Source organism: Streptomyces sp. NPDC006393, from assembly GCF_040628575.1.
GTDB lineage: Bacteria > Actinomycetota > Actinomycetes > Streptomycetales > Streptomycetaceae > Streptomyces.
The window spans coordinates 1-22,758 of record NZ_JBEXZD010000064.1 but is presented as its reverse complement, the minus strand read 5'-3'; the positions used below and the strand labels follow the sequence as shown (position 1 = coordinate 22,758).

The following is a 22,758-nucleotide window of genomic DNA, read 5'->3' as shown; positions in this document are numbered from 1 at the left end:
CCCTCACATCCCTTTCGAACTCGGCACAGCACGCCGGTCCGGGGGGCTTGGCCCCGCCCGACCGGCGTTCCGCTTACGGTCAGCGTCACCTGTCGGAGCGCTCTGTGTTCGCAGAACTACGCTGAGTTGGGAAGTGGCTGTACGGAGCTTTTCTTGCCCTTTGCAATATTTGGTGGTGACACCTAGATGAATGGTTCCTGCGGGCGGTGACGCTCAGCCCCGGCGCGACGCGGCGCGGGGCGGGGCGGCGCGGCGCGCCGGTGGCCGTGGCGTGCGACGGTCGCCGCGCCGGTGGCCGTGGAGCGTGACGGCGACCGGAGCGGCGGTGAAGACCGACGAGTACGTGCCGACCGCGAGGCCGATGAGCAGCGCGAGCGCGAAGTCGGTCAGCGACTCCCCGCCGAGCACGGCCAGCGAGGCCAGGATCAGCACCGCGCCCATCCCCGTGTTCACCGTGCGGGGCAGGGTCTGCACGATCGCCCGGTCGGTGATCTGCGACAGCGGCGTCTTGCGGTCGCGCCGGAGCAGTTCCCGGATGCGGTCGAAGACCACGACGGAGTCGTTGACCGAGTAGCCGATCACGGTCAGCAGGGCGGCGAGGAACACCCCGTCCAGCGGCTTGCCGAGCCAAGCGAAGACGCCGACCAGGATCACCACGTCATGGGCGAGGGCGGCGACCGCGGCCGTGCCGAACAGCCAGCGGAAGCGGGCGGCGAGATAGAGCAGCTGGGCGCCGAGGGCCACCCCGAGGGCGATCAGGGCGTTGCGCCGCAGCTCCTCGCCCAGGCTCGGGCCGATCAGCTCGTCGCGCACCTTGGTCGTCTCCGCGCCGTCCCCGTTCTTCGCTCCGTCCCCGCCGTCCCCGTCGCCCTCGCCGAGGGCGCCGATGGTCCGCGTGACCGTGTCCACCTGGGCGTCGGTCAGTTGCCCGGTGCGTACGGTGAGCCCCGTGTCGCCGGCGGACTGGACCACCGCGTGCGGGAGTCCCGCGTCGGCGAGCGCGTCGCGGGCCCGCTCGGGATCCACGGCCTGCGGGGTCTCGTACGCGATCAGTCGGCCGCCCGTGAACTCGATCCCGAACTCCAGGCCGCGCACCGCGATGCCCGACGCGGCGAGCACGAGCACGACGGCGGAGGCCGCCAGCCAGCGGCGCGGCCGGCGCATCGGCCGCGGGTCGCGGCGCACCAGCGCCTCGCGCACTCGGCCGGCGGTGGCGAGTCCGGTGACGCGGGGACGCCGGCGCACCCACGGACGGGAGGCGGCGAAGTCGGCGAGCACCCGGGTGACCACCAGGGCGCTGATCATGGAGGCGACGACGCCGATGCCGAGGGTGACGCCGAAGCCGCGCACCGGCCCTGAGGCGAGGAGGAACAGCAGGCCGGCGGCGATCAGCGTGGTGATGTTGGAGTCGGCGATCGCGCTGAACGCGTTGCGGAAACCGGCGGTCAGCGCCGAGCGCGCGCTGGGCCGCCGGCGGGAGGCGTGCTCCTCGCGGGCGCGTTCGAAGACGAGCACGTTGGCGTCCACCGCCATGCCGATCGCCAGCACGAAGCCGGCCAGCCCCGGCAGGGTCAGGGTGGCCCCGAGCGCGGCCAGCGCGGCGTAGGAGATCAGTCCGTAGGCGAGCAGCGCCACGACCGCGAGGGCGCCCATGAGCCGGTAGACCACGATGATGAACAACGCGGTCAGGGCGGTGCCGACGACCGCGGCCCAGGCGCTGGCCGTGATGGCACGGGCGCCCAGGGTGGGGCCGACGGTGTGCTGTTCGACCGTCTCGACCGGCACCGGCAGGGCGCCGCCGTTGATCAGCAGGGCCAGCTCGCGGGCCTCACTGTCGCTGAACGAGCCGGTGATCTGCGTGGAGCCGCCCGCGATGCCCGTTCCGCAGGCGACCGACGGATCGACCTGCGGCGCGGAGATGATCCGGTCGTCCAGCACGATCGCGACCCGGCGCGTGGGGTCGCCGACCGGACGGCAGGCGGCGTCGGCGGTCAGTTGAGCCCAGCGGCCGCGGCCCGTGCGGTCGAAGTCGACGGTGACGTGCCAGCCGGCGCCGGTCTCCTGGTCGAACCGGGCGTCGGCGCCCTTGACGTCCTTCCCGGTCATGGCGGACGCCCCCAGGCGCAGCCGCTGCCCGGACTCGTCGGGCAGCACACGCTCCCCGGACTCGGCGGGTGCGGGTGTCCCGGCGTCGGCCGCACCGAGCACCGGGTGGAAGGACAGCTGGGCGGTGCGGCCCAGCACGTCGGCGGCCTGCTTCGGGTCCTGCACGCCGGGCAGTTCGACGATGATGCGGTGGGCGCCGGAGCGGACGAGGGTCGGCTCGGCGACGCCGAGCGCGTCGACACGGCCGCGCAGCACCTCCAGGGTGCGGTCGGTGGCCGCGCGGTCGGCCTTGGTGGTCGGGGTGGAGCGGGTCTCGAGAACGATCTGGGTGCCGCCGCGCAGGTCCAGTCCGAGTCGGACGGGCACGGTCACGGCGATGTACACGGATACGGCGATGACGGCGAGGGCGAACAGCGCCCTCACCCGGTTGGAACGGATCAACGGGGCCTCCGGCGGCCTGAGGGATCGGGGAGTGAGGGGGGTCAGGTGCCGGAGGGTGCGGGCGGGGCCCGTCCGCGGTCGGGGACCGGATGGCCGGGCGAGGCGGGGGCGGGTGTGCGGGGCGGCGGTGTCCGCGCGGGGGCGGGCACGGGGGCCGCGGTGGCGTCGGGGGCGATGGCGAGGTGGCCCGGCGGGGCGGGGCGCTCGCCGTGGAGTTCGTGGCGGGCGGCGGCCTGGACGGTGCAGGCGTCGGGGCACTGGTGGCCGGCGTGGGGCGGGGTGTCGGGTGCGGTGGCGTGGTGGCCGGGGTGGGGTGGGGTGTGGGGTGCGGTGGCGTGGTGGCCGGCCGGGGGTGCCTCGGGCTGTCCGGCCGCGACCGGGGCGGCGTGGAATCCGGTGAGCAGGCCCAGCAGCGTGAGCAGTACGGCCGTGAGCAGGGTGAGCGCCCCAGGGGTGGCGGCGCGTGGCGCCCGGCGCATGCACCGCCCCCCTCTCGTGGGCCCGGTCGTGGCTGGTGTCGTGGTCGGGGTCGTCAGGGCTCGACCAGGCCGGCGCGGATGGCGTACCGGGTGAGCTCCAGACGGTCGCGCAGGCCCAGCTTCTGGAGCAGGTTGGCGCGGTGGCGCTGGACGGTCTTGACGCTGATGAAGAGGATCTCGGCGATCTCCTTGGAGGAGTGCCCCTCGGCCACCAGCTTGAGGACCTCCTCCTCACGGGGTGTCAGCACCTGGTCGGGGGTCTCCTCGCCGTGGCGGACGCGGTCGAGGTAGTTGCGGATGAGCGCGGTGACGGCGCCGGGGTAGAGGAACGGCTCGTCGCGCATCGCGGCCCGGCACGCGGCGACCAGATCGCGGTCCGCGACGGACTTCAGCACGTAACCGGAGGCTCCGGCCTTCAGCGCCTGGAAGAAGTACTGCTCGTTGTCGTGCATGGTGAGCATCAGCACCCGCAGGTCCGGCTTGAGGGCGGCCAGTTCGCGGGCGGCCTGGAGGCCGGTCAGGCGGGGCATCGCGATGTCCAGGACGGCGAGGTCGACGTCGTGGGTGCGGGCCATCTCGATGGCCTCCGCGCCGTCACCGGCCTCGGCGACCACCTCCAGGTCCGGTTCCTGGTCGAGGATGAGCCGGACTCCGCGGCGTACCAGCGCGTGGTCGTCGGCGAGCAGGATGCGGATCGTGGTCGGGGCGTGGTCGGCCATGGTCAGGGGTGCTTCCTGGGGTTGCTGGGGAGGGGTGCGGCGACGGACGGGGCGACGGGGGCGGTCAGCCGGACGCGGGTGCCGGGAGAGCGGCCACCGGAGCCGGAGCCGGAGCCGGAGCCGACGCCGGTACTGGTGCCGGAGCCGGTGCCGGTGCCGGTGGCGGGGGCGGGGGCGTCGGTGATGTCCAGGGCGCCCCCGATGAGCAGGGCCCGCTCGCGCATGCCGCGGATGCCGGCGCCCTCGCACGCCGCCTTGATGCCCCGGCCGTCGTCGGTGATGTCCAGCACCACGGCGCCGTCGCCGTGCGTGAGGGCGACCTCGACGCGTTCGGCGTCCGCGTGGCGGGCGGCGTTGGTCAGGCCCTCCTGGGCGACGCGGTAGAGGACGAGCTCCGTCTCCGGCTCCAGGGCGGGCAGGTCGGCCTCGAAGCGGCGCACCACCTTGAGCCCGGTGTGGGTGGCGAAGTCGGAGGTGAGCGACGTCAGCGCGCTGACCAGGCCGAGGTCGTCCAGAACGCCGGGCCGCAGCCTGCGCACCAGCCGGCGGACCTCGTCCAGGCTCTCCCGGGTGATCTCCTGCACCTGGTGCAGTTCGCCCCGCAGCGGGGCCTCGGCCTGGTCCGCGGCCCGCTTGAGCGCCAGCAGGACCGCGGTCATGCTCTGTCCCACCTCGTCGTGCAGTTCCTGGGCGATACGGCGCCGCTCGGCCTCCTGGGCGAGCAGCACGCGGGCGCTGCTGGTGGCCCGCTCGTGCTCCAGCCGGTCGAGCATGGCGTTGAACGTGCGGATCAGCTCGGTGACCTCGCCGCCGCCGTCCACCGGGAGCCGCTGGCCGGGGCGCAGCAGGTCGACGGTGGTCATCAGCCTGGTCAGCCGGTCCAGCGGGGCCAGGCCCCAGCGCAGCAGCGCGCCGTTGGCGACCAGCATCACGACCAGGCCGCCCACCAGGATGACCGCCTCGGTGAGCACCACCGGGACGGACACGGTCACCGGGGCCCACAGCAGCAGCGCGGTCGCCGTACCCAGCACCACGGCATTGAGCCCGAAGATCCGCCAGAACAGGGACACCGGGTTGCTCCTCCTCACATGACGCGGCCTGTCTGCCTCCACTGTCGGGCATCTCGCAGCCGGACGAGTCGCGGGCCCTGTTCCCGGTCGAGCCTGCCCGTTCCGGCCGGTGAGGTCGATGGGTCATGGCGCCCATTCGACGGGGTACGGCCTACCCATTCCGTACGGAGTGGGTCCTCGGACCTCCCGCAAATGGGGTCTGGACCCGATGGGATTCGACCGCCCGTGCGACCAGGGTGGAGGCACAGGCCACAGGCCGCACCGAAAGGAACTCCGCCATGTCGCTCGACGCCGCCCGGACCCAACCCCGCCCGCCGCGTCCGACCGCTCACGAGGCCCGGCAGCGTCTCGAGCACGCCCGCGGCACCCGGCTGGTCCAGTTGCAGGCCCTCACCGCGACCGGGCAGACGGCGGACGACCATCTCATGTCCGCGCAGAGGGAGGCCATCGAGAGGGTGCTCAAGGAGATCGACGAGGCCTTCGCCCGGATCGAGGACGGCACCTACGGGATCTGCCGGGGCTGCTCCAAGCCGGTCCCCGCGGAACGCCTGGAGATCCTCCCGTACACGAGCCACTGCGTCTCCTGCCTGCGCCGGCCCGCCTGACCGCGGTCCGGCACCCGTCCTACGTCGTACGCCCGCCGTTGCCGTCACTCGTCTCCCGCCCTGCCCCGAGGGGTGAAGTGGTGAACCACCAGATCATCGACGCCCGCGACCCACATCCGACGCCCGTGGACCTGACGCCCGAGGACCTCGCCGCGCTCCGCGAGAACCTGCGTGAGCAGCGCCTGTTCCGGCAGGAGCAGCTGCGGGAGATCACGGCCGCCGCGCCCGCCCGCGCCGAGGCCCTGCTCCAGCGGCAGGCCGCCTCGCAGGTCGAGGTCAGCGTCAAACTGGCGGCCTCCGCCCGGATGGTCCTCGCCGACGTCGAGGCGGCCCTCGCCCGCATGGACGACGGCAGCTACGGTCACTGCCACCTGTGCCGGCGCCCGATCGCGCGGGAACGGCTGGAGATCGTGCCGCAGGCCCGCTACTGCGCGCGCTGCCAGCAGGTCAGGGAGGCCGGCCGGTGAGCACGACCCGCCGTCCCCGTGATCCGGCCGGCGCCGCCGTGCGCCACCGGCCGTGGCCGCTGTGCCGGCAGTGCTGCGGGGTCGCCCTCGACATGGGCAGCGCCCGTACCCGCGCGTGGATCAGCGGCCGGGGCCTGGTCCTGGACGTCCCCACGGTGACCTTCCCCGGCGCCGGCGCGGTGTACCCGATCCAGCGCGGCGCCATCGTCGACACCCCGGGCACCGCCCGGATGCTGGACCGTCTGCTCGGCCACCGCCTGCCCCGCTTCACCCGCCCGCTGATCGTGGTGACCGCCCCCGTGCTGGACGGCGTCGCCTACCGCGCCGAGGCCCGTACGGCCGTGGAGGTGCTGCGGCCGCGCAGCGTGCTGACCGTTCCCGGCGCCCGGGCGGTCGCGCTGGGCGCGGGCGCGGACCTGTCCCGGCCGCTGCTCGTCATCGACATCGGCGCGCATCTCACGGAGGTGGTGCTGCTGTCGGACGGCGCCGTCGTCGACGCGCGCCGCACCGCGCTCGGCACCACCGACCTGGACACCGTTCCCTCGGTGCAGATCAGTGAGGCGGTGGCCGGCATGGTGACCGCGATGCTGCGGCAGGACCGTACGTCGCTCACCCTCGACGCGCTGCACCGGGGCCCGCTGCTGGCGGGCGGCGGCGCCCTGCGCCCGGAGATCACCTACCACCTCACCGGCCGGCTGCACGCACCCCTGAAGGCCGTGGCGGCGCCGCACACCGCCGCCGTCCGCGGCGCCGCCGCCCTCCTCCACGCCGCTCACACCCACCCGTCGCTCACCGCCCCCGTCCCACCCGCACGCCCCCACTGACCGCACCCCCGTCCCCCCCACCACGGGCCGACGAACGGAGGACAGCCATCACGCCGTGGCGACTGCGGCGCAACCCGCTGCGCCGCCGCACCGACCTGTTCCGGGCCTGGCTCGGCCTCGTCCTGCTGCCGACGGTCCTGGCCGCCGCGCCCGCCGCCGCGTACCTCGCGGCCGACGCCGCTCACCGCCACTACACCGACACCGCCGAACGGCACACACAGACCCGGCGGCACACCACCGCCGTCCTCGTCCACGACGCCCCGCGCCATCCCGAGCCGGGCTCGGCCGAGGAGAGGAACACCCGCTACCCGACCGAGGTCCGCTTCACGGACGTCGGCGGACGGACCCGCAACGCGACCACGGACGTCCCGCCCGGCCTGCGGGCGGGCAGCACCGTCCACGTCTGGGCCGACGCACACGGCGGCATCCACGGCCCGCCGCTGACCCCTGATCAGGTCCGCAGCCGCACCATGGGATGGGCGATCCTCGCCGCCCTGTCCGTCATCGGCCTCGGCTCCGCCGCCTACGCGACCGTCGCCCTCGCCCTGCACCGCCGCAACATCGCCGCCTGGGCCACGGCCTGGTCCGGGACGGCGCCACGCTGGACGACACCGCAGTGACGCGCGAGGACCGGGGACGGGCGAGGCGAGCCCGGGTGCGAGACTGGGCCCATGTTCGTCCAGCTTCTCGCGGCCACCGGTGTACTCGCCGTCCTCACCATGGTTCCGGGGCCGGACATGGCGGTGGTGACCAAGCGCGCCCTCGCGTCCGGATGGCGTGACGGCCTGCGCACGGTCGGGGGCATCACGGCGGGACTGCTCATCTGGGGCGTGCTCACCGTGGCCGGCCTGGCCGCCGTCCTGGCGGCGTCCGCCACGGCCTACACGGTCGTCAAGCTCGCCGGCGCCGTCTACCTCGGCGTCCTGGGTGTCCAGGCGCTGCTGCACAGCCGGCGCGGCCGCCCGGAGGTCCCGGCGGCGAGCGCCCCCTCCCCGTCCGGCAACCCGTGGCGCACCGGGCTGGTCGGCAACCTGTTCAATCCGAAGATCGCGGTCTTCTACACCGGCCTGCTGCCCACGCTCGCGCCGTCCGGCCTCTCGCCGCACCTCGGGATGACTCTGCTGATCCTCGTCCACGCGGCCCTGACCCTGGTCTGGCTCGGCGGCTACGTCCTGGTCCTGGCCAAGGCCCGCGCCTTCTTCGAGAAGCCCGCCGTGCGCCGCACCATGGACCGCGTCACAGGGGCCGTGCTGATCGGGTTCGGCGTCAAGGTCGCCACCTCCCAGCCCTGAGCCCGGACCCGGAGGCGCGGTCGTACGGGGACGCCCTCGCGTTCACCGCCCCACCGCCCCACCGCCCCACCGCGTCAAGCCGGATGCCGCGATCCTGACGGCCCGCTGACGTTTTCTTGGCGCGGCGCTGGCATCGAGGGTGGGGGGAAGACTGCCGGGAACCGGCAATGCGCGGGGCGGTCGTGGCTGGGCATCATGGCGGTGGGGAGCACTACGGGGGCCTCCGGTGCCGGGTCCCGGCAGGGGCCGGGCCGGTCCGGAGGCCCGTACGGGGGAGAGGGGGAACCACGATCGCGGCCCCGCGGCCGCCGGCACGCTCGGTGCAGCGCGCCCACCCGCCTTCTCTTCCGTACCGTCAAGGACGTACACCATGGATGTCATCGGCGCGCTCGCCGCTGCCTGCCTGATCCTCGTTCTGCTCGCGCTGTTCCTCTTCTCCCGGCTGTACCGCAAGGTGGACCAGGGAAGGGCGCTGATCGTCTCCAGGACGCGGAAGGTCGACGTGTCCTTCACCGGGCAGGTCGTGCTGCCCGTGCTGCACAGGGCCGAGGTGATGGACATCTCGGTGAAGACCATCGAGATCAGCCGCTCCGGGCGGGACGGGCTGATCTGCCGGGACAACATCCGCGCCGACATCCGCATCTCGTTCTTCGTGAAGGTCAACAAGACCGTCGAGGACGTCATCAAGGTCGCGCAGTCCGTCGGCACCGAGCGTGCCAGCCACCAGGACACGCTCCAGACGCTGTTCCACGCGAAGTTCTCCGAGGCGCTGAAGACCGTCGGCAAGCAGATGGACTTCACCGACCTGTACACCAAGCGTGAGGAACTCCGCTTCCACATCATCGAGTTGATCGGCGTCGACCTCAACGGCTACCACCTGGAGGACGCGGCGATCGACTACCTGGAGCAGACGCCGCTCTCCCAGCTCGACCCGGCCAACGTCCTCGACGCGCAGGGCATCCGCAAGATCACCGAGCTGACGGCGGTCGAGCACGTGCGCACCAACGAGGCGCAGCGCAACGAGGAGAAGGAGATCACCCGGCAGAACGTCGACGCACGCGAGGCCATCCTGGAGCTGGAGCGCCGGCAGGCGGACGCCGAGATCAAGCAGCGGCGGGAGATCGAGACCTCCCGGGCCCGCGAGGAGGCCGAGACGGCCCGTGTGGTGGAGGAGGAGCGGCTGCGCTCGCAGAGCGCCTTCCTGCGCACCGAGGAGCAGCTCGGGGTGCAGCGCGAGAACCAGGCCCGTGAGGTCGCCGTCGCCGCGAAGAACCGCGAGCGGGTCATCGCCGTGGAGAACGAGCGCATCGAGAAGGACCGGCTGCTGGAGGTCATCGCCCGGGAGCGGGAGACGCAGCTGACGAAGATCTCCGCCGACAAGGAGGTGGAGGCGGAGAAGCGGGAGATCGCCGAGGTCGTGCGCGAGCGGGTGGCCGTGGACCGTACGGTCGCCGAGCAGGAGGAGTCCATCAAGAAGCTGCGCGCCGTGGAGCAGGCGGAGCGCGAGCGGCAGGCCGTGATCATCGCCGCCGAGGCCGAGGCGCAGGAGAAGCTGGTCAAGGACATCAAGGCCGCCGAGGCAGCCGAGCAGGCGGCCACCCACCGCGCCGCCGAGGAACTCACCCTCGCCGAGGCCCGGTTGAAGACCGCCGACCTCGACGCGCGGGCCAGGCTGCGGCTGGCCGAGGGCGTCCAGGCGGAGGCCGCCGCCGAGGGGCTGGCCGCCGTGCAGGTCCGCGACAAGGAGGCCGAGGTCATCGAGAAGGCCGGCCGTGCGGAGGCCGAGGCGACTCAGGCCCGGCTGCGGGCCGAGGCCGAGGGGGCCCAGGCCAAGGCGCTCGCCGAGGCCACCGCGATCGGCGAGAAGCTGAAGGCGGAGGCGGCCGGCCTGACCGAGAAGGCGGCGGCGATGGCCGCCCTGGACGAGGCCTCGCGCGGGCACGAGGAGTACCGGCTGCGGCTCCAGGCCGAGAAGGAGATCCGCCTCGCCGGTCTGGAGGTGCAGCGCCAGGTGGCCGAGGCGCAGGCGACCGTCCTGGCGACCGGGCTGGAGAACGCCGACATCGACATCGTCGGTGGCGAGTCGGTCTTCTTCGACCGGCTGGTCTCCGCGATCTCGCTGGGCAAGGGCGTCGACGGGTTCGTCGAGCACTCCGGCACCGCGCAGGCCCTCGCGGGGCCCTACCTGGACGGCTCGGCGAGCCTCACCGACGACCTGAGCCGGATCCTCGGCTCGGTCTCCACGGCCGATGTGCGCGACCTGACGGTCTCGGCGCTGCTGATGAAGCTGATGAAGTCGGGCGGCGCGAACGCCGGGCAGTTCCGGCAGCTCCTGGAGCGCGCGGCCGAGCTGGGCCTGGCCGACACCCCGCTGACCGCGCTCACCACCGCCAACGGCACCGCCAGGGTCTGACGGCCGAGGGCCGCCGGAGCTGCCGAACAGGGGACGGCAACTCCGGCACCCGGGCTGCGGCGCGCAGGCTGCGGGGTCCGGGCTCCGGCATCCAGGCTGCGGGGCCCGACCCCTCGGCTCCGGGTTCTTGGTCCGGGCCGTCGGTCGGATCCGGGGCCGGGCTTTGGGTCGGGTTTCCGGGTCGGGTCGTGGGTCTGGGCCTCGGGTTCTCGGCTCGGGGTTCTTGGCGCGGGCCTTGGGTCGGATCCCGGGCCGGGCCTTCGGTCGGGCTTCCGGGCTCGGTCGTCGGCCCTGGCCCCCCCTCGGCCAGCCCCGGCCCCTGGACTCCGGGCTCTCAGCCCGGACCGTCGGCCGGACCCCGGCCCTGGGCTTCGGCCGGACCTCGCCCGGACCGTCGGCCGGGTCCCGGGCCTGGCCTTCGGTCAGGCCTCCGGGTCGGGGCGTCGGCTCCGAGGCTTCCGCCCCGGGCTCGCGGCCGCAGGCCCTCACCTCCTTTCGAAGGGACGCATCATCCATGGCAACCGCCCTGGAGACGGGTTCGTACGACGCGGTGGACAGCGGTACGTACGAGGTGCTGCGCGACCGGCTCACCGCTCAGGCCGCCGACCTCGCGCGCGGCGCCGAGGCGCTGAACGCCCGCAGGGCCGGGGAGTTCGGCGCCACCCGGCTCGACCTCACCGGCACCGGCCGGCTGCGCACCGAGCACCCGAGCGTGCCCGGGGACGTCGTCGCCGTCGGCGACCGGCTGCTGTTCGGCTGCCACAGCGCGGGCCCGGCGGCCGGCGGCCGGCCCGAACCGGAGGTCGGCGACGTCCTCGCGCTGTACGACCGAGACCTGAACCGGCTGCCCGAGGACGCCGTCCCCGGCCTGCTCGACGACCCGTCGTTCGTACGGGAGTTCGCGGCCCTGCACCGCTACTACCGGCAGGCCCGCCTGCTGCGCCTGCACCGCGTGGAGGGACGGCTGCTGGCCGTCTTCCGCACCGGGGAGAAGGCCGACGACATCCGGGCGCTGCGCTGGGACCTGACCGGCGACGGGCGGTCCGCCGTCTTCGTGGACGCGCGCGGCGAACGCGACCACGCGCTGCCGCCCGTCCACGACTTCGTGTGGACCGAGGCCACCCGGGAGGACCACGTCCTGGGCCGGCACCCGCACGTCCGGGTGCGCGGTGAGCTGTACGTCTCCACCGTCGGCGGCGCCCTCACGATCAAGACGGAGGACGACACCGAGACCGGCGAGGGCATCCACAGCGAGCCGGTCGAGGAGCCGTTGCAGGCGCTCGCCGACGCCGTCGTCGCGCACGCGCGGGTGGGCGCGCTGATCCTGCTGCGGATCCGCCCGTACAAGGAGGACGCCGACCGCTACCTGGTGTTCAACACGCTCACCAGGGCGGTGGTCCGCCTCGACGGCATCGGGCAGGGCTGCCGCCGCCTCCCCGAGGACCAGGGCATCGTCTTCGCGGGCGGCTACTGCCTGGCCACCGGGGCGCACAAGACGTACGAACTCGACGTCGCGGGCCTGGAGTTCGAGCGCGAGGTGCGCTCGCCTTACGGCGAGGACGTCCTGTACGCCTTCCACGCGCGCGGCCGGTCACGCGCCCTGCTGCTGTCCTACAACACCATCCGCGAGGAGGTCGCGAACCCGCTGACCTGCCACGGCTGGGCCCTGTTCGACGACGGCGCGCTGCTGGCGCTGCGCGCCGATGCGGCGGGCGCGGCCGGGGAGCCCGCCCGCGTCCACCCGGTCCAGTTGTGGACCTCCCCGTACGTCTCCGACACCCACGCCGCCGCCGGCGCGGGCACCGGTCCGCTGGCCCGGGTCGGCAACGCCGACCTGGTGCGCGGCATCTCCGACTGCCTGTCGATCAGCCGCGCGGTCGCCGAGACGACGCCGACGGTGGAGGTGTACGAGGCGCTGGCCGCCGCGTGCGTGCGCGCCGCCGACACCCACCACTGGCTGGGCGAGGCCGAGCTGGGGGACCTGCGGACCCCGCTGGAGGCCGTACGGGCGACGGCGGAGCAGGTGCTCGCCGAGTTCAGGACCGTGCAGGACCTGACCCGAAGGGCCGCCGAGGCGCTGGAGGAGGCCGCGGAGCGGCTCGCGGCGGTGGTGCGCCGGCTGCGCGGTGAGGCTCCGCGCGGGGCCGCCGCCTGGGTGGGCGGACTGACCGAACTGCGGCAGGCCCAGGGGCACCTGCTGACCCTGAAGGAGATGCGGTACGCCGACACCGCCCGCATCGACGAGATCGCCGCCCGGGCCGAGACGGACCTCGCCGCGTTCGGCAGGCGTGCCGTCGCCCATCTGGCCCGCGAGGACGCCTTCGCCGAGCACCACCGGGACGTCGAACGGCTCGTCGCGGACGCCGAGTCCATCGCGAGCGCGGCCGAGGCCGGGCCGGTCGGAGCCCGCCTCGACGAACTGACCGAGGCGCTGCGCACGGTCACCGAGGTCGTCACCGGGCTCGACATCGCCGACGCCACCGTGCGCACCGGCGTCCTGGAACGGATCGCCGAGGTACTGGGCGGCGTCAACCGCGCCCGCGCCCTGCTCGACGCCCGCCGCCGCGAGCTGGGCGAACGGGAGGGGCGCGCCGAGTTCGCCGCGGAGTTCGCGCTGCTCGGGCAGGCGGTGACCGGCGCGCTCGCCGCCGCCGACACCCCCGAGGCGTGCGACGAGCAGCTCGCGGGCGCGCTGGTCAGGCTGGAGAACCTGGAGTCGAGGTTCGCGGAGTTCGACGACTTCCTCGGCGAGCTGGCCGCCCGGCGCACCGAGGTCCACGACGCCTTCTCCGCCCGCAGGCAGGCCCTCCTGGACGCCCGCGCCCGACGCGCCGAGCAGCTGGCCGGCGCCGCCGCCCGGATCCTTCTGACGGTCGCCCGGCGGGCGGCCACGCTCGCGGACGCCGAGGCCGTCAGCACCTACTTCGCCTCCGATCCGATGGTCGCCAAGGTCCGGCGCAGCGCCGAGGAGCTGCGCGGACTCGGCGACCCGGTGCGGGCCGAGGAGCTGGACGGCCGGCTGAAGGCCGCCCGGCAGGAGGCGGCCCGCGCGCTGCGCGACCGCACCGACCTGTACGCCGACGGCGGGCGCACCATCCGCCTCGGCGCCCACCGTTTCGCGGTCACCACCCAGCCCCTGGACCTCACCCTGGTCCCGGACGGCGACGGCCTCGCCTTCGCGCTGACCGGCACCGACTACCGCCGTCCGGTCACCGACCCGGACTTCCTCGCGACCCGCGCCCACTGGGACCGGCAGCTGCCCTCGGAGTCCCCCGACGTGTACCGCGCCGAGCACCTGGCCGCCCGGCTGCTGCGCGAGCACGGCCCGGCCGCCCTGGCGGCGGCCGACGACCTGCCCGCCCTGGTGCGCGGCGCGGCCGCTCAGGCGTACGACGAGGGCTACGAGCGCGGGGTCCACGACCACGACGCCACCGTGATCCTCACCGTCCTGCTGCCCCTGTACGAGCGGGCCGGCGTGCTCCGTCACGAGCCCGCCGCACGCGCCGCCGCCCAGCTCTTCTGGTCCCACGGCATCACGCCCACCGCCCGCAGCACCTGGACCCGACGGGCGGTCTCCCTGGCCCGGGCCCGTGACACCTTCGGGCCGGCGGCCGCGACGGCGGTGGCCGAGCTGGAGGCGGAGCTGTCGGGGGCGATCGGGCAGTGGTGGGCCACCGCCGGCGGCGACCTGCCGACGGCGATGGAGGCCGACGCACCGGCGGAGGCACCGGCGGAGGCCGGCGCACCGGCGGGAGCCGAGGAGCTCGCGGCGGCCGCGGCGGCGTATCTCTTCGAGGAGCTGACGACCGGGCCCGAGGGGTTCGTCATCAGTGCCGGCGCCCGCACGCTGCTCGACAAGTTCCGCCGTACGGTGGGCGGTTCGGCGTACGAGGAGGATCTGGCCGCGCTCGACGAGCTCGCCGCGCGCCGGCAGCTGGCCGGGGCGTGGCTGACCGCCTACGCCGACGCCACCGGCGCGGACGTCACCGCGGGCGACCTGGCCGAGGCGGTGGCCGCGGAGCTCTGCCCCGGCCTGACCCGCCGTGAGTCCGACGTCCCGGTGGTGACCGTGGCCGAGGGGCTGCTGGGCAGCCACCCGCGCCTCACCGGCCGCACCCTGGTGCTCCGCGTCGACGAGTTCCTGGCCCGGACGAAGCGGTTCGCGGAGCGCGACGTACCCGCCTTCCGCGCCCACCAGCGGCGCCGTACCGCCCTGGTGGCCGCCGAACGCGCGCGGCTGCGCCTGGACGAGCATCGCCCGCGCTCCATGGCGGCCTTCGTCCGCAACCGGCTGATCGACGAGGTCTACCTCCCGCTGGTCGGCGACAGCCTGGCCCGCCAGCTCGGCACGGCGGGAGAGGGCAGGCGCACCGACACCGGAGGCCTGCTGCTGCTCGTCTCGCCGCCCGGCTACGGCAAGACGACGCTGATGGAGTACGTCGCCGACCGCCTCGGTCTGATGATGGTGCGGGTCAGCGGACCGGCCCTGGGTCACGTCGTCACCTCGCTCGACCCGGCCGAGGCGCCGAACGCCACCGCCCGCCAGGAGGTGGAGAAGATCAACTTCGCGCTGGCGGCGGGCAACAACACCCTCCTGCACCTGGACGACATCCAGCACACCTCGCCGGAGCTGCTCCAGAAGTTCATCCCGCTGTGCGACGCCACCCGGCGCGTGGACGGCGTGTGGGACGGCGAGCCGCGCACCTACGACCTGCGCGGCAAGCGCTTCGCGGTCTGCATGACCGGCAACCCCTACACCGAGTCCGGGGACCGCTTCCGCGTACCCGACATGCTCGCCAACCGCGCCGACGTGTGGAACCTCGGCGACGTCCTCACCGGCAAGGAGGACGTCTTCGCGCTCAGCTTCCTGGAGAACGCGCTCACCGCGAACCCGGTCCTCGCCCCGCTGGCCGGGCGCGACCGCGCCGACCTGGACCTGCTGCTCCGCCTGGCGGACGGCGACCCCACGGCCCGCGCGGACCGCCTCACCCACCCCTACGCCCCCGCCGAGCTGGACCAGGTCGTCTCCGTGCTGCGTCATCTGCTCACCGCGCGCGAGACGGTCCTCACGGTCAACGCCGCCTACATCGCCTCCGCCGCCCGGTCCGACGCCACGCGCACCGAGCCGCCGTTCCGGCTCCAGGGGTCCTACCGCACCCTGAACAAGATCGCCCAGCGGATCCGGCCGGTCATGAACGACGCCGAGCTCGCCGCCGTGCTCGACGACCACTTCACCGCGGAGGCCCAGACCCTGAGCGGCGGAGCCGAGGCCAACCTCCTGAAACTGGCCGAGCTGCGCGGCACCCTCACCCCCGACCGGGCCCGGCGCTGGACCGAGGTGAAGGCCGCCCACGTCCGCGCCCGGGACCTCGGCGGCCCCGCCGAGGAGCCCCTGACCCGCGCGACCGCCGCCCTGGCGCTGCTCGCCGACCGCATGGCGGCCATCGAGTCCGCCCTCACGGCCGCCGTCGCCCACCGGACGGGGCGCGCGCCCGACCCGAGGGAGAAGTCCGCGTCCGACCCGAGGGAGGAGTGGTGATGGCGGCGGTGACCGCGATGACGCCCTTCCTGGTCCCCCTCACGGCCGCGGCGCTGATCGTGGCCGTCTGCACCCGTGTGCTGATACGCCGGGACCGCCGGTGTGCACGGGCGTACACCGGCGGTCCGGGGGGTTCGGCGGGCCCGGGGTATCCGGGGAAGGCGGGGAAGGCGGGGAATCCAGGGAGTCCGAGGGGCCGACGGGGCCCGGGCGGGGTCCGTCAGGACGGCTGCGCGGCGAGGAGCGGGCGCAGTGCCCCGCCGCGCAGCCGCTGAACCAGGGGCGTGCAGAACCGGAAGGCCAGCAGGACGACGATCAGCGAGACGACGCTGCCCACGAAGGCGCCCGCGGCGACGTCGTGCGGGTAATGAGCGCCGACGTACACCCGCGAGGCGCCCATCGCCACGGCCGCCAGCAGGGCGATGGAGCCGAGCCACCGGCTGACGATCAGCAGCGCGATCGCGAACGCGAAGGCGACCGTGGTGTGGTTGCTGGGGAAGGCGTAGTCGTCCACCGGAGGACAGGCCTCGATGAGGAAGTCGTGAGGGAGGGCCCGGCAGGGGCGCGGCTCCTGGAAGACGTCCTTGATCCCGCTGTTGACCGCGTAGGCGACGACCACGGCGAACGGCGTCGCCAGCACGGCGGCCATGACCGAGTTGCCCTGCCGCCGGGCGCCCCACCAGGCGGCGAGCAGGAGGACCACGAACACTCCCATGCCTACGGAGGAGTAGGCCTCCGCCGTTCCGTTCAGCCAGTGCGTGTGGCGGGCGAAGTCGGTGACGTCGGTGTAGAGGCCGCCGTCGATGGCCGCGCCGTCGAGCGCCAGGGCGGTCGGGGAGGAAGTCGTCATCAGGTGGATCTCCGGGCCGGTTGCTCCGTGCGGACGAGCGCTTGGACGAACGCTCGGCGACGCAGAGGTGGAATCCTCGTGACGTCGGATTGTCCGATGGGTGAACGTCTACAGATGGGTAGACGTTAGCAGCCGGAGATCGGGTTGCTTAGCGGGCTTCGGGTAAGGGGGCCTGCCTCAGTAGTAGTGGCGCATGATGTCGGTGGCCCAGGCGGGCTGGGTGGTGGGGCCGTCCTGGGGGCCGAACTCGGACATGTAGGGCTTGATGTCGAGCACGGGGGTGCCGTCGACCGCGTCCAGGCCGCGCACGTGCACGTCCAGGCCGTCCACCGTGAGCAGGCGGCAGCGGGAGACGCCGATGCGGTTGGGCCGGTTCTTGCCGCGCTGGGCGAAGATGCCGACCAACGGCCAGTCGGTGTTGCCCCGCGGATGGCGGGCACCGGTCTCGATCCGCTCCGCCGGGACCCGGTCGAAGTGGTAGACGACCTCCAGGTGGGAGAAGCCGTCCAGGCCGGCCAGCGCCTCCGGGCCGAAGCGGTCCGCGTCCAGGCGGATCACTGCCTCCACGGCGCCCCAGTCGTCGTCGCGGACCTCCTTTCGCCCGCCGATCACACGGCCCACCGGATGCGAGACCACCCCGGCCGGGGAGCCGTCCTCGGTGTTCTCGAGGTTCGCGGCGTTCTTCGTGTTCTCCGGGTTCTCGAGGTTCTCTGACTCCTGGGAGTTCTCGGACATCTGTCGTGCCTTTCGTCGGGTCGGTTCGGGTCGACAAAGATCCCGGCCCGGTTCACCGGGCGAGCTGACCGGCCTTGGCCTGGACGTGGGCGACGTAGCGGATGGTGAAGACCATCGGGACCACGAAGCCGGCGATCTGGATGACGACGGCGGAGACCGAGTGGCCGTGCCCGGCGTGCGCGACGAAGGCGAGTACGAGGGCGGTCAGGGCGAACGCGGCGGTCCACACGGCGGTGATGACGACGTTGGTCCGGATGAACGGCTTCAGCCCCCAGACCTCGCGCGGGGTGGTGCGCTTGGCGATGCCCAGCGTGAACGGCCGCCCGACGGCCAGCGAGATTCCGGCTATGACCGCCAGCGTGCCCGAGGAGAGGGCGGCGGAGTAGTCGTGCACGCCCGAGTGGGGGTCGGCGAAGGCGACCACGGCCAGGACGGCGAAGAAGACCGCCGAGCCCAGTTCGATGATCAGCGCGTCGAGGCCGACGCCGGCCCGTACCTGCTGACCGATCACCGCCACCGCGACCACCAGGGCGGCCAGCGCGGCCCACTGCCAGCTTCCGGAGGGCAGCACGGCGAAGACGATCCACGGGAGGAAGGTGCGCAGGTACGACATGAGGTCTCCGTTTCGGCGTTTCTCGCCGGGCTCTGATCTGACATGTCGAAAGTAGAACGTCGGCTAGTGACATGTCAATACTGGAATGTACAGTGAGGGCATGAGCCTTCGACACGCGCTGCTCGGCCTGCTCTCGGAGCGCCCCGCCAGCGGCTACGACCTGCTGAAACTGTTCGAGACGTCGCTGGCCAACGTCTGGCCGGCCACCCAGAGCCAGATCTACACGGAGCTGACCAAGCTGGCGGACACCGGACTGATCGCGGTGACGGCCGAGGGGCCGCGGGGCCGCAAGGAGTACGCCCTCACCGACGAGGGGATGGCCGAGCTGCGGCACTGGCTGACCGAAACCACGCCGCAGCGCGCCGTGCGCAGCGACATGATGCTGCGGGTGTTCTTCCTCGGCGTCCTGTCGCCGGAGCAGGCGCGGGGCTATCTGATCGAGCTGGTCGACCTGTCCGACCAGGCGTGCGAGGACCTGCGCGGCCTGATGGACTCCATCGACTGGGAGGACGGCAATCTGTCGGTCTACGGCCGGATGGTCCTGGAGTACGGCCTGAGGTTCAACGCGATGCGCCGCGAATGGGCCCAGTGGGCGTCCGGCCTGATCGAGTAGGGGCGGTCGCGGGTAAGAAGTGTCGTGGCAGCAGGTGTTCAGCAGGTGCCTCTTCGCCGGGCGCGCCGGAGAAGAGATCATGGAGTGGGTGAGCCAGTGTCAACGCCGCCGCAGCGATCCGACGCGAGTGAGGCGGCCTACCGCCGCTATCTGAGTGCCGTGATGCTGCACGGCCAGGCGAGCGCCAGGGCCTGCGGGCTCGGCGCGACCGACCTGTACGCGCTGAACATCCTGCGGCTGTCCGGGCCGCTGTCCCCGGGCGGGCTGGGCGCCCGCGCGGGCCTGACGACCGGGCCGACCACCCGCCTGGTCGACCGGCTGGAGCGGGCGGGCTACGTCCGCCGCGTCCCCGACGGCAGGGACAGGCGCAAGGTCATCGTCGAGCCGGTCGCCACGCCCGCCGACCTCGACCACGTGACGGCCCCCGCACGGCAGCGGATCGGCCGGATCCTGGACGGCTACACATCCGAGCAGCTCGACATCCTCTTCGACTACTTCGACCGCGCCGCCCAGGCCTACCGGGAGGCCGCCGAGCAGCTCACGGCGGCCCACGCGGGCGCCGACGACTGAACCGGCCGGTCCACCCCGGCGCAGCGCACGACTGGTCCGTCCGGCGGAGGTGTAGTCCGTCCGGTGGAGGTGCGGGCCCGCTCACGCGGACGGGCGCCGCGCGGGGGAAGCCTGCCGACAGAGGCGGCGGTCGGTCGGAGGCGGCCGGTCGGCGGCGGGCGGCAGGCGGGAGGCGGGCGGAGATGCGGCGGGTGCGGCGTGGTGCGCGGGCCGCGGCGGCCGGGGAGTACCTGCGCGGTGCGCTGTGGGTGCTGCCGGGGACGGCCGCCGCGCTGGCCCTGCTGGCGGGGAGCCTGCTGTCGGAGGTGCGGATCCCGCCGGAGTCGGTCTGGTACCCGCTCGCCTTCCCCGGAACCGCGGACGACGCCCGCCAGGTGCTGATCACGATCGCCTCCACCATCGTGACCGTGATCGCGCTGGTCCTGGGCCTGACGATCGTCACGCTCCAGCTGGCCTCGACCCAGTTCTCCCCCCGGCTGCTGCGCAACTTCCTGCGCGACCGCCCCAACCAGGTGGTGCTCGCCACCTTCGTCGCCACGTTCGCCTACAGCACCGCCGGCCTCTACACCGTCCGCGCCACCGCGGGCGCGGACGTCCCCCGGCTCGCCGTCTCCGGGTCGATCGCGCTGGCCTTCCTCAGCCTCGGGATGCTGGTCTTCTTCATCCACCACATCGTGCACTCGATCAAGATCGACACGATCGTGAACTCGGTCGTGGAGGCGGCCGTCCGCACCGCACGGGACTACACGCCGAAGTCCCCCGGGGTCGACCGCACCGGCCCCGTCCCGCCGCCCGAGGCGCTCGCACTGCCCGCCCGGCGCTCCGGCTACGTCCAGACGGTCCTGCCCGGACCGCTCCTGCGGACCGCGGCGGGCCAGGACGCCGTGGTGGTCGTCGTCCCCAGGGTCGGCGACCACGTCGTGGCCGGTACGGCGCCCCTGGCGCTGGCCTGGTCGCGCCGGGGCGGCCCGCCGGGGAACGCCCCCGCGCTGGCCCGTGCCCTCCACCACGCCGTGCAGATCGGCCCGGAGCGCACCCTGCAGCAGGACGTGATGTTCGGCATCCGCCAGCTCGTCGACATCGCGCTGCGGGCCCTGTCGCCCGCGGTCAACGACCCCTACACCGGCGTCCAGGTGCTCGACCGGCTCTCCGCGCTCCTCGCCATGCTCGGCGGGCGCACGCTCGGCGACGACGTCCGGGCCGACCGGACCGGCGTGGTCAGGGTGGCCGCCGCCGGTCCCGCGTTCGCCGACTGCCTCGACCTCGCCTGCGGCCAGATCCGCCGCTACGGCGCCGCCGAACCCGCCGTGTGCCTGGCCCTGCTGCGCCTGCTGGCCACGGCCGCCGCGTCGGTCACCGACACCCGCCGCCGGGCCGCCGTGGCCGACCAGGCCCGGCTCGTCCTGGCCGACGCGGAGTCCCGGATCGCCCGGCCCGCCGACCGTGCCGCCGTACGCGAACTGGGCGCCCGTCTCCTGACGACGACGGCCGCCGCGCCGCCGCCCGCCGGGCCGCACCCGGGCCGCGAGGACGGCCGCCGTGCCTGAGCTGCCGGACGTCGAGGGGTTCCGGGAGGTGCTCGCGTCCTGCGCGCAGGGGCGCGTCGTCCGGCGCGTCGAGGTGCGCGACACGGGCGTGCTGCACGGGTTCGGCGCGCGGCGACTGCGCGAGGCACTGGAGGGCCGGCGGTTCACCGAGCCGGAGCGGCACGGCAAGTGGCTGCTGGCCCGCACCGGCGGCGGCCCCACCCTCATGCTGCACTTCGGCATGACCGGCCGGCTGGTGTGCTGCCGTCCCGAGGACCCGGCCGAGGCCCACGACCGCGTGCTGTTCACCGTGACCGGCGGCCGTCAGCTGCGCTACCGCGACCAGCGGAAACTCCAGGGCCTGTGGCTGGCCCGCGACGACGCCGAGGTGGCCCGGCGGCTGGAGCGCCAGGGCCCCGACGCGATGACGGTCGGCCGCGCGGAGTTCGAGGCGGCGCTTTCCTCCCGCCGCGGACGTCTCAAGTCCGCCCTCACCGACCAGTCCGTCCTCGCCGGGCTCGGCAATCTGCTCGCCGACGAGATCCTGTGGCGCGCCGGGCTGCGCCCCGACACCCCGGCCCACGACCTCACCGAGGCCGACCGCCGGCGCCTGTACACCCAGATGCGCCGCACCCTGCGCTCCACGGTCGCCGCCGGCTGCGTCCCGCCGCGCGACTCGTGGCTCACCGGCCGCCGCGACGACCCCGACCCGGTCTGCCCCCGCTGCGGCACCCACCTGCGCCGATCCCGCGTCGCGGGCCGGGGCACGGTGTGGTGCCCGCGGTGCCAGCCGGGCGGAACCTGAGTTCGCCCAGGTGCCGGTCTCAGGTGCTGACAGGTGCTGTTCTCGGGTGCCTGGAGCAGCCCGGCCAGGGGTACGGTCCTCGCGCCTTCCGCCTGTGCCTGCCGCTGCCTGTGCTCACCGCTACCTGTGCAGTCCGCCGCTCGTCCCGCCGTTCCCGGCCACGTTGCCCGTGCCACTGGGGTCGCCGCCCGTCGCGGCGCTGCCCGCCGTCGCGGCGCTGCCCGCCGTCGCGGCGCTGCCCGCCGTCGCGGCGCTTTCCGTCACACGGCTGCCGACGCCGGTTCCGCCCACGGCGGCGACACCGCCGGTACCGGCAGCACCGCCGACCGTACCGGCCGTACTGCCGGCACTGCCGGGCCCGCCCGGTGCGGGCGTCGTCCGGGCCAGCTGCTCGGAGCAGTACGCGGCGACCTTGTCCTTCCCGCCTGCGGCCGTGACGAGCTGCTTCCAGGCCGTCGCGTCCAGCGCCCTGCCACGGTCCTCGACGTTCTCGTAGGCGCGGCAGTGGGCCTCGGTGTCCTGGGCGGGGGCCGGGCCGTCCGTCGGACCGGCGCCGCCGGAGGACGCCGACGAGGTCCGCCCGTCCGGCCGGACGGGAGGGACGGCCGACGGCTGGGCGGCCGACGGTCGGGCGGCCGACGACGGGGCGGCCGACGGCCGGCCGGTGCCCGGGCCGTCCCCGGCACCGTGCGTGGACGAGCCGGCCGAACCGATGGCCGCGACCGCGACCCCGCCCAGCGTGAGGCTGGCGAACACCACGCCGAACGTCGTCTTCAGGGAGCGCCCGGCACGCCGCTGCGCGGGCTGCCGCCAGTCGTCCCGGCGCCGGGTGCGGGCCCGGTGCGCGCCCGCGTCGCGGGCGGCCCGGAAGGCGGCCACGGCCCGCTGCTCGGCCTCGGGGTCGAGCTGTGCGCCGCCGCGGATGGCGGCGGCCAGCGCCGTCTCGAGCGCGGCGGTGTCCTGCTCGCCCCGCGGGCCGGACACGGCGCCGCCAGGGTGCGTACGCCGACGGTACCGACCTCCGTCGCCGCTCATCCGTTCACCCATGTCCGTGTCCGCTCCAGTCCGGCGGGTCCGATCCGTCCGGCGTG

Annotated in this window: 19 protein-coding genes; 11 read left to right on the top strand and 8 right to left on the bottom strand. The window is 74.2% G+C overall.

What is annotated here, in order from left to right; genetic code table 11:
- Window positions 1–213: 213 nt before the first annotated feature.
- The 4 genes from secD to ABZ484_RS24260 are packed head-to-tail and all read right to left on the bottom strand — an operon-like array spanning window position 214 to window position 4,815.
- Window positions 214–2,547: a protein translocase subunit SecD gene (gene secD, locus ABZ484_RS24275; RefSeq protein WP_358868019.1), complete on the bottom strand. Its 2,334-nt coding sequence runs from the start codon at window positions 2,545–2,547 to the stop codon at window positions 214–216.
- Between the two features lie 41 nt (window positions 2,548–2,588).
- A complete protein-coding gene (locus ABZ484_RS24270; RefSeq protein ID WP_358868018.1) occupies window positions 2,589–3,026 on the bottom strand; it encodes a hypothetical protein in 438 nt (145 codons plus the stop codon).
- A gap of 53 nt (window positions 3,027–3,079) precedes the next feature.
- Window positions 3,080–3,745, bottom strand: coding sequence for a response regulator transcription factor (locus tag ABZ484_RS24265; RefSeq protein WP_358868017.1), 666 nt, complete (start codon window positions 3,743–3,745; stop codon window positions 3,080–3,082).
- Window positions 3,746–3,747: 2 nt separating this feature from the next.
- On the bottom strand, window positions 3,748–4,815 hold the full coding sequence (locus ABZ484_RS24260; protein ID WP_358868016.1) for a HAMP domain-containing sensor histidine kinase: 1,068 nt from the start codon (window positions 4,813–4,815) through the stop codon (window positions 3,748–3,750).
- Window positions 4,816–5,093: 278 nt separating this feature from the next.
- On the opposite strand from ABZ484_RS24260, the gene ABZ484_RS24255 reads away from it, so the two are divergent.
- The 7 genes from ABZ484_RS24255 (at window position 5,094) to ABZ484_RS24225 (ending at window position 15,955) form a co-directional block, all read left to right on the top strand.
- Window positions 5,094–5,420, top strand: a complete 327-nt coding sequence (locus ABZ484_RS24255) for a TraR/DksA C4-type zinc finger protein (RefSeq protein WP_358868015.1) — start codon at window positions 5,094–5,096, stop codon at window positions 5,418–5,420.
- A 77-nt stretch (window positions 5,421–5,497) separates the two neighbouring features.
- Entirely contained in the window at window positions 5,498–5,887 is a 390-nt protein-coding gene (locus ABZ484_RS24250) for a TraR/DksA C4-type zinc finger protein (protein WP_358868014.1), read from the top strand.
- A 92-nt stretch (window positions 5,888–5,979) separates the two neighbouring features.
- A complete protein-coding gene (locus tag ABZ484_RS24245; protein WP_358868033.1) occupies window positions 5,980–6,711 on the top strand; it encodes a rod shape-determining protein in 732 nt (243 codons plus the stop codon).
- 470 nt (window positions 6,712–7,181) lie between these two features.
- On the top strand, window positions 7,182–7,331 hold the full coding sequence (locus tag ABZ484_RS24240) for a hypothetical protein (protein ID WP_358868013.1): 150 nt from the start codon (window positions 7,182–7,184) through the stop codon (window positions 7,329–7,331).
- A gap of 51 nt (window positions 7,332–7,382) precedes the next feature.
- Window positions 7,383–8,003 carry a LysE family translocator gene (locus ABZ484_RS24235; protein ID WP_358868012.1) on the top strand — a complete coding sequence of 207 codons (621 nt, stop codon included), beginning with the start codon at window positions 7,383–7,385 and terminating at the stop codon, window positions 8,001–8,003.
- Window positions 8,004–8,373: 370 nt separating this feature from the next.
- Window positions 8,374–10,416, top strand: coding sequence for an SPFH domain-containing protein (locus ABZ484_RS24230; protein ID WP_358868011.1), 2,043 nt, complete (start codon window positions 8,374–8,376; stop codon window positions 10,414–10,416).
- A 514-nt stretch (window positions 10,417–10,930) separates the two neighbouring features.
- Window positions 10,931–15,955: a DNA repair ATPase gene (locus tag ABZ484_RS24225; RefSeq protein ID WP_358868010.1), complete on the top strand. Its 5,025-nt coding sequence runs from the start codon at window positions 10,931–10,933 to the stop codon at window positions 15,953–15,955.
- Between the two features lie 220 nt (window positions 15,956–16,175).
- Here ABZ484_RS24225 and ABZ484_RS24220 read toward each other — a convergent pair whose 3' ends face one another.
- The 3 genes from ABZ484_RS24220 to ABZ484_RS24210 all read right to left on the bottom strand — a co-directional run bounded on the left by ABZ484_RS24220 (window position 16,176) and on the right by ABZ484_RS24210 (window position 18,153).
- The gene (locus ABZ484_RS24220; protein WP_358868009.1) at window positions 16,176–16,805 is read right to left on the bottom strand and encodes a phosphatase PAP2 family protein; all 630 of its coding nucleotides are present in this window, start codon (window positions 16,803–16,805) and stop codon (window positions 16,176–16,178) included.
- A gap of 177 nt (window positions 16,806–16,982) precedes the next feature.
- Window positions 16,983–17,540: an SAM-dependent methyltransferase gene (locus ABZ484_RS24215; protein ID WP_358868008.1), complete on the bottom strand. Its 558-nt coding sequence runs from the start codon at window positions 17,538–17,540 to the stop codon at window positions 16,983–16,985.
- 52 nt (window positions 17,541–17,592) lie between these two features.
- Complete coding sequence (locus ABZ484_RS24210) at window positions 17,593–18,153, bottom strand: hypothetical protein (protein WP_358868007.1); 561 nt, start codon at window positions 18,151–18,153, stop codon at window positions 17,593–17,595.
- A 100-nt stretch (window positions 18,154–18,253) separates the two neighbouring features.
- Between ABZ484_RS24210 and ABZ484_RS24205 the strand changes: the two genes are divergently transcribed.
- The 4 genes from ABZ484_RS24205 to ABZ484_RS24190 all read left to right on the top strand — a co-directional run bounded on the left by ABZ484_RS24205 (window position 18,254) and on the right by ABZ484_RS24190 (window position 21,667).
- A complete protein-coding gene (locus ABZ484_RS24205; protein ID WP_358868006.1) occupies window positions 18,254–18,766 on the top strand; it encodes a PadR family transcriptional regulator in 513 nt (170 codons plus the stop codon).
- 96 nt (window positions 18,767–18,862) lie between these two features.
- Entirely contained in the window at window positions 18,863–19,336 is a 474-nt protein-coding gene (locus tag ABZ484_RS24200; protein WP_358868005.1) for a MarR family transcriptional regulator, read from the top strand.
- 182 nt (window positions 19,337–19,518) lie between these two features.
- Complete coding sequence (locus tag ABZ484_RS24195) at window positions 19,519–20,883, top strand: DUF2254 domain-containing protein (protein ID WP_358868004.1); 1,365 nt, start codon at window positions 19,519–19,521, stop codon at window positions 20,881–20,883.
- Window positions 20,876–21,667 (top strand): DNA-formamidopyrimidine glycosylase family protein, encoded by a 792-nt coding sequence (locus tag ABZ484_RS24190; RefSeq protein WP_358868003.1) that lies wholly within the window; start codon window positions 20,876–20,878, stop codon window positions 21,665–21,667. The genes ABZ484_RS24195 and ABZ484_RS24190 overlap by 8 nt, the downstream gene beginning before the upstream one ends.
- Before the next feature lie 120 nt (window positions 21,668–21,787).
- Here ABZ484_RS24190 and ABZ484_RS24185 read toward each other — a convergent pair whose 3' ends face one another.
- Window positions 21,788–22,651 (bottom strand): hypothetical protein, encoded by an 864-nt coding sequence (locus tag ABZ484_RS24185; RefSeq protein WP_358868002.1) that lies wholly within the window; start codon window positions 22,649–22,651, stop codon window positions 21,788–21,790.
- Window positions 22,652–22,758 lie beyond the last annotated feature (107 nt).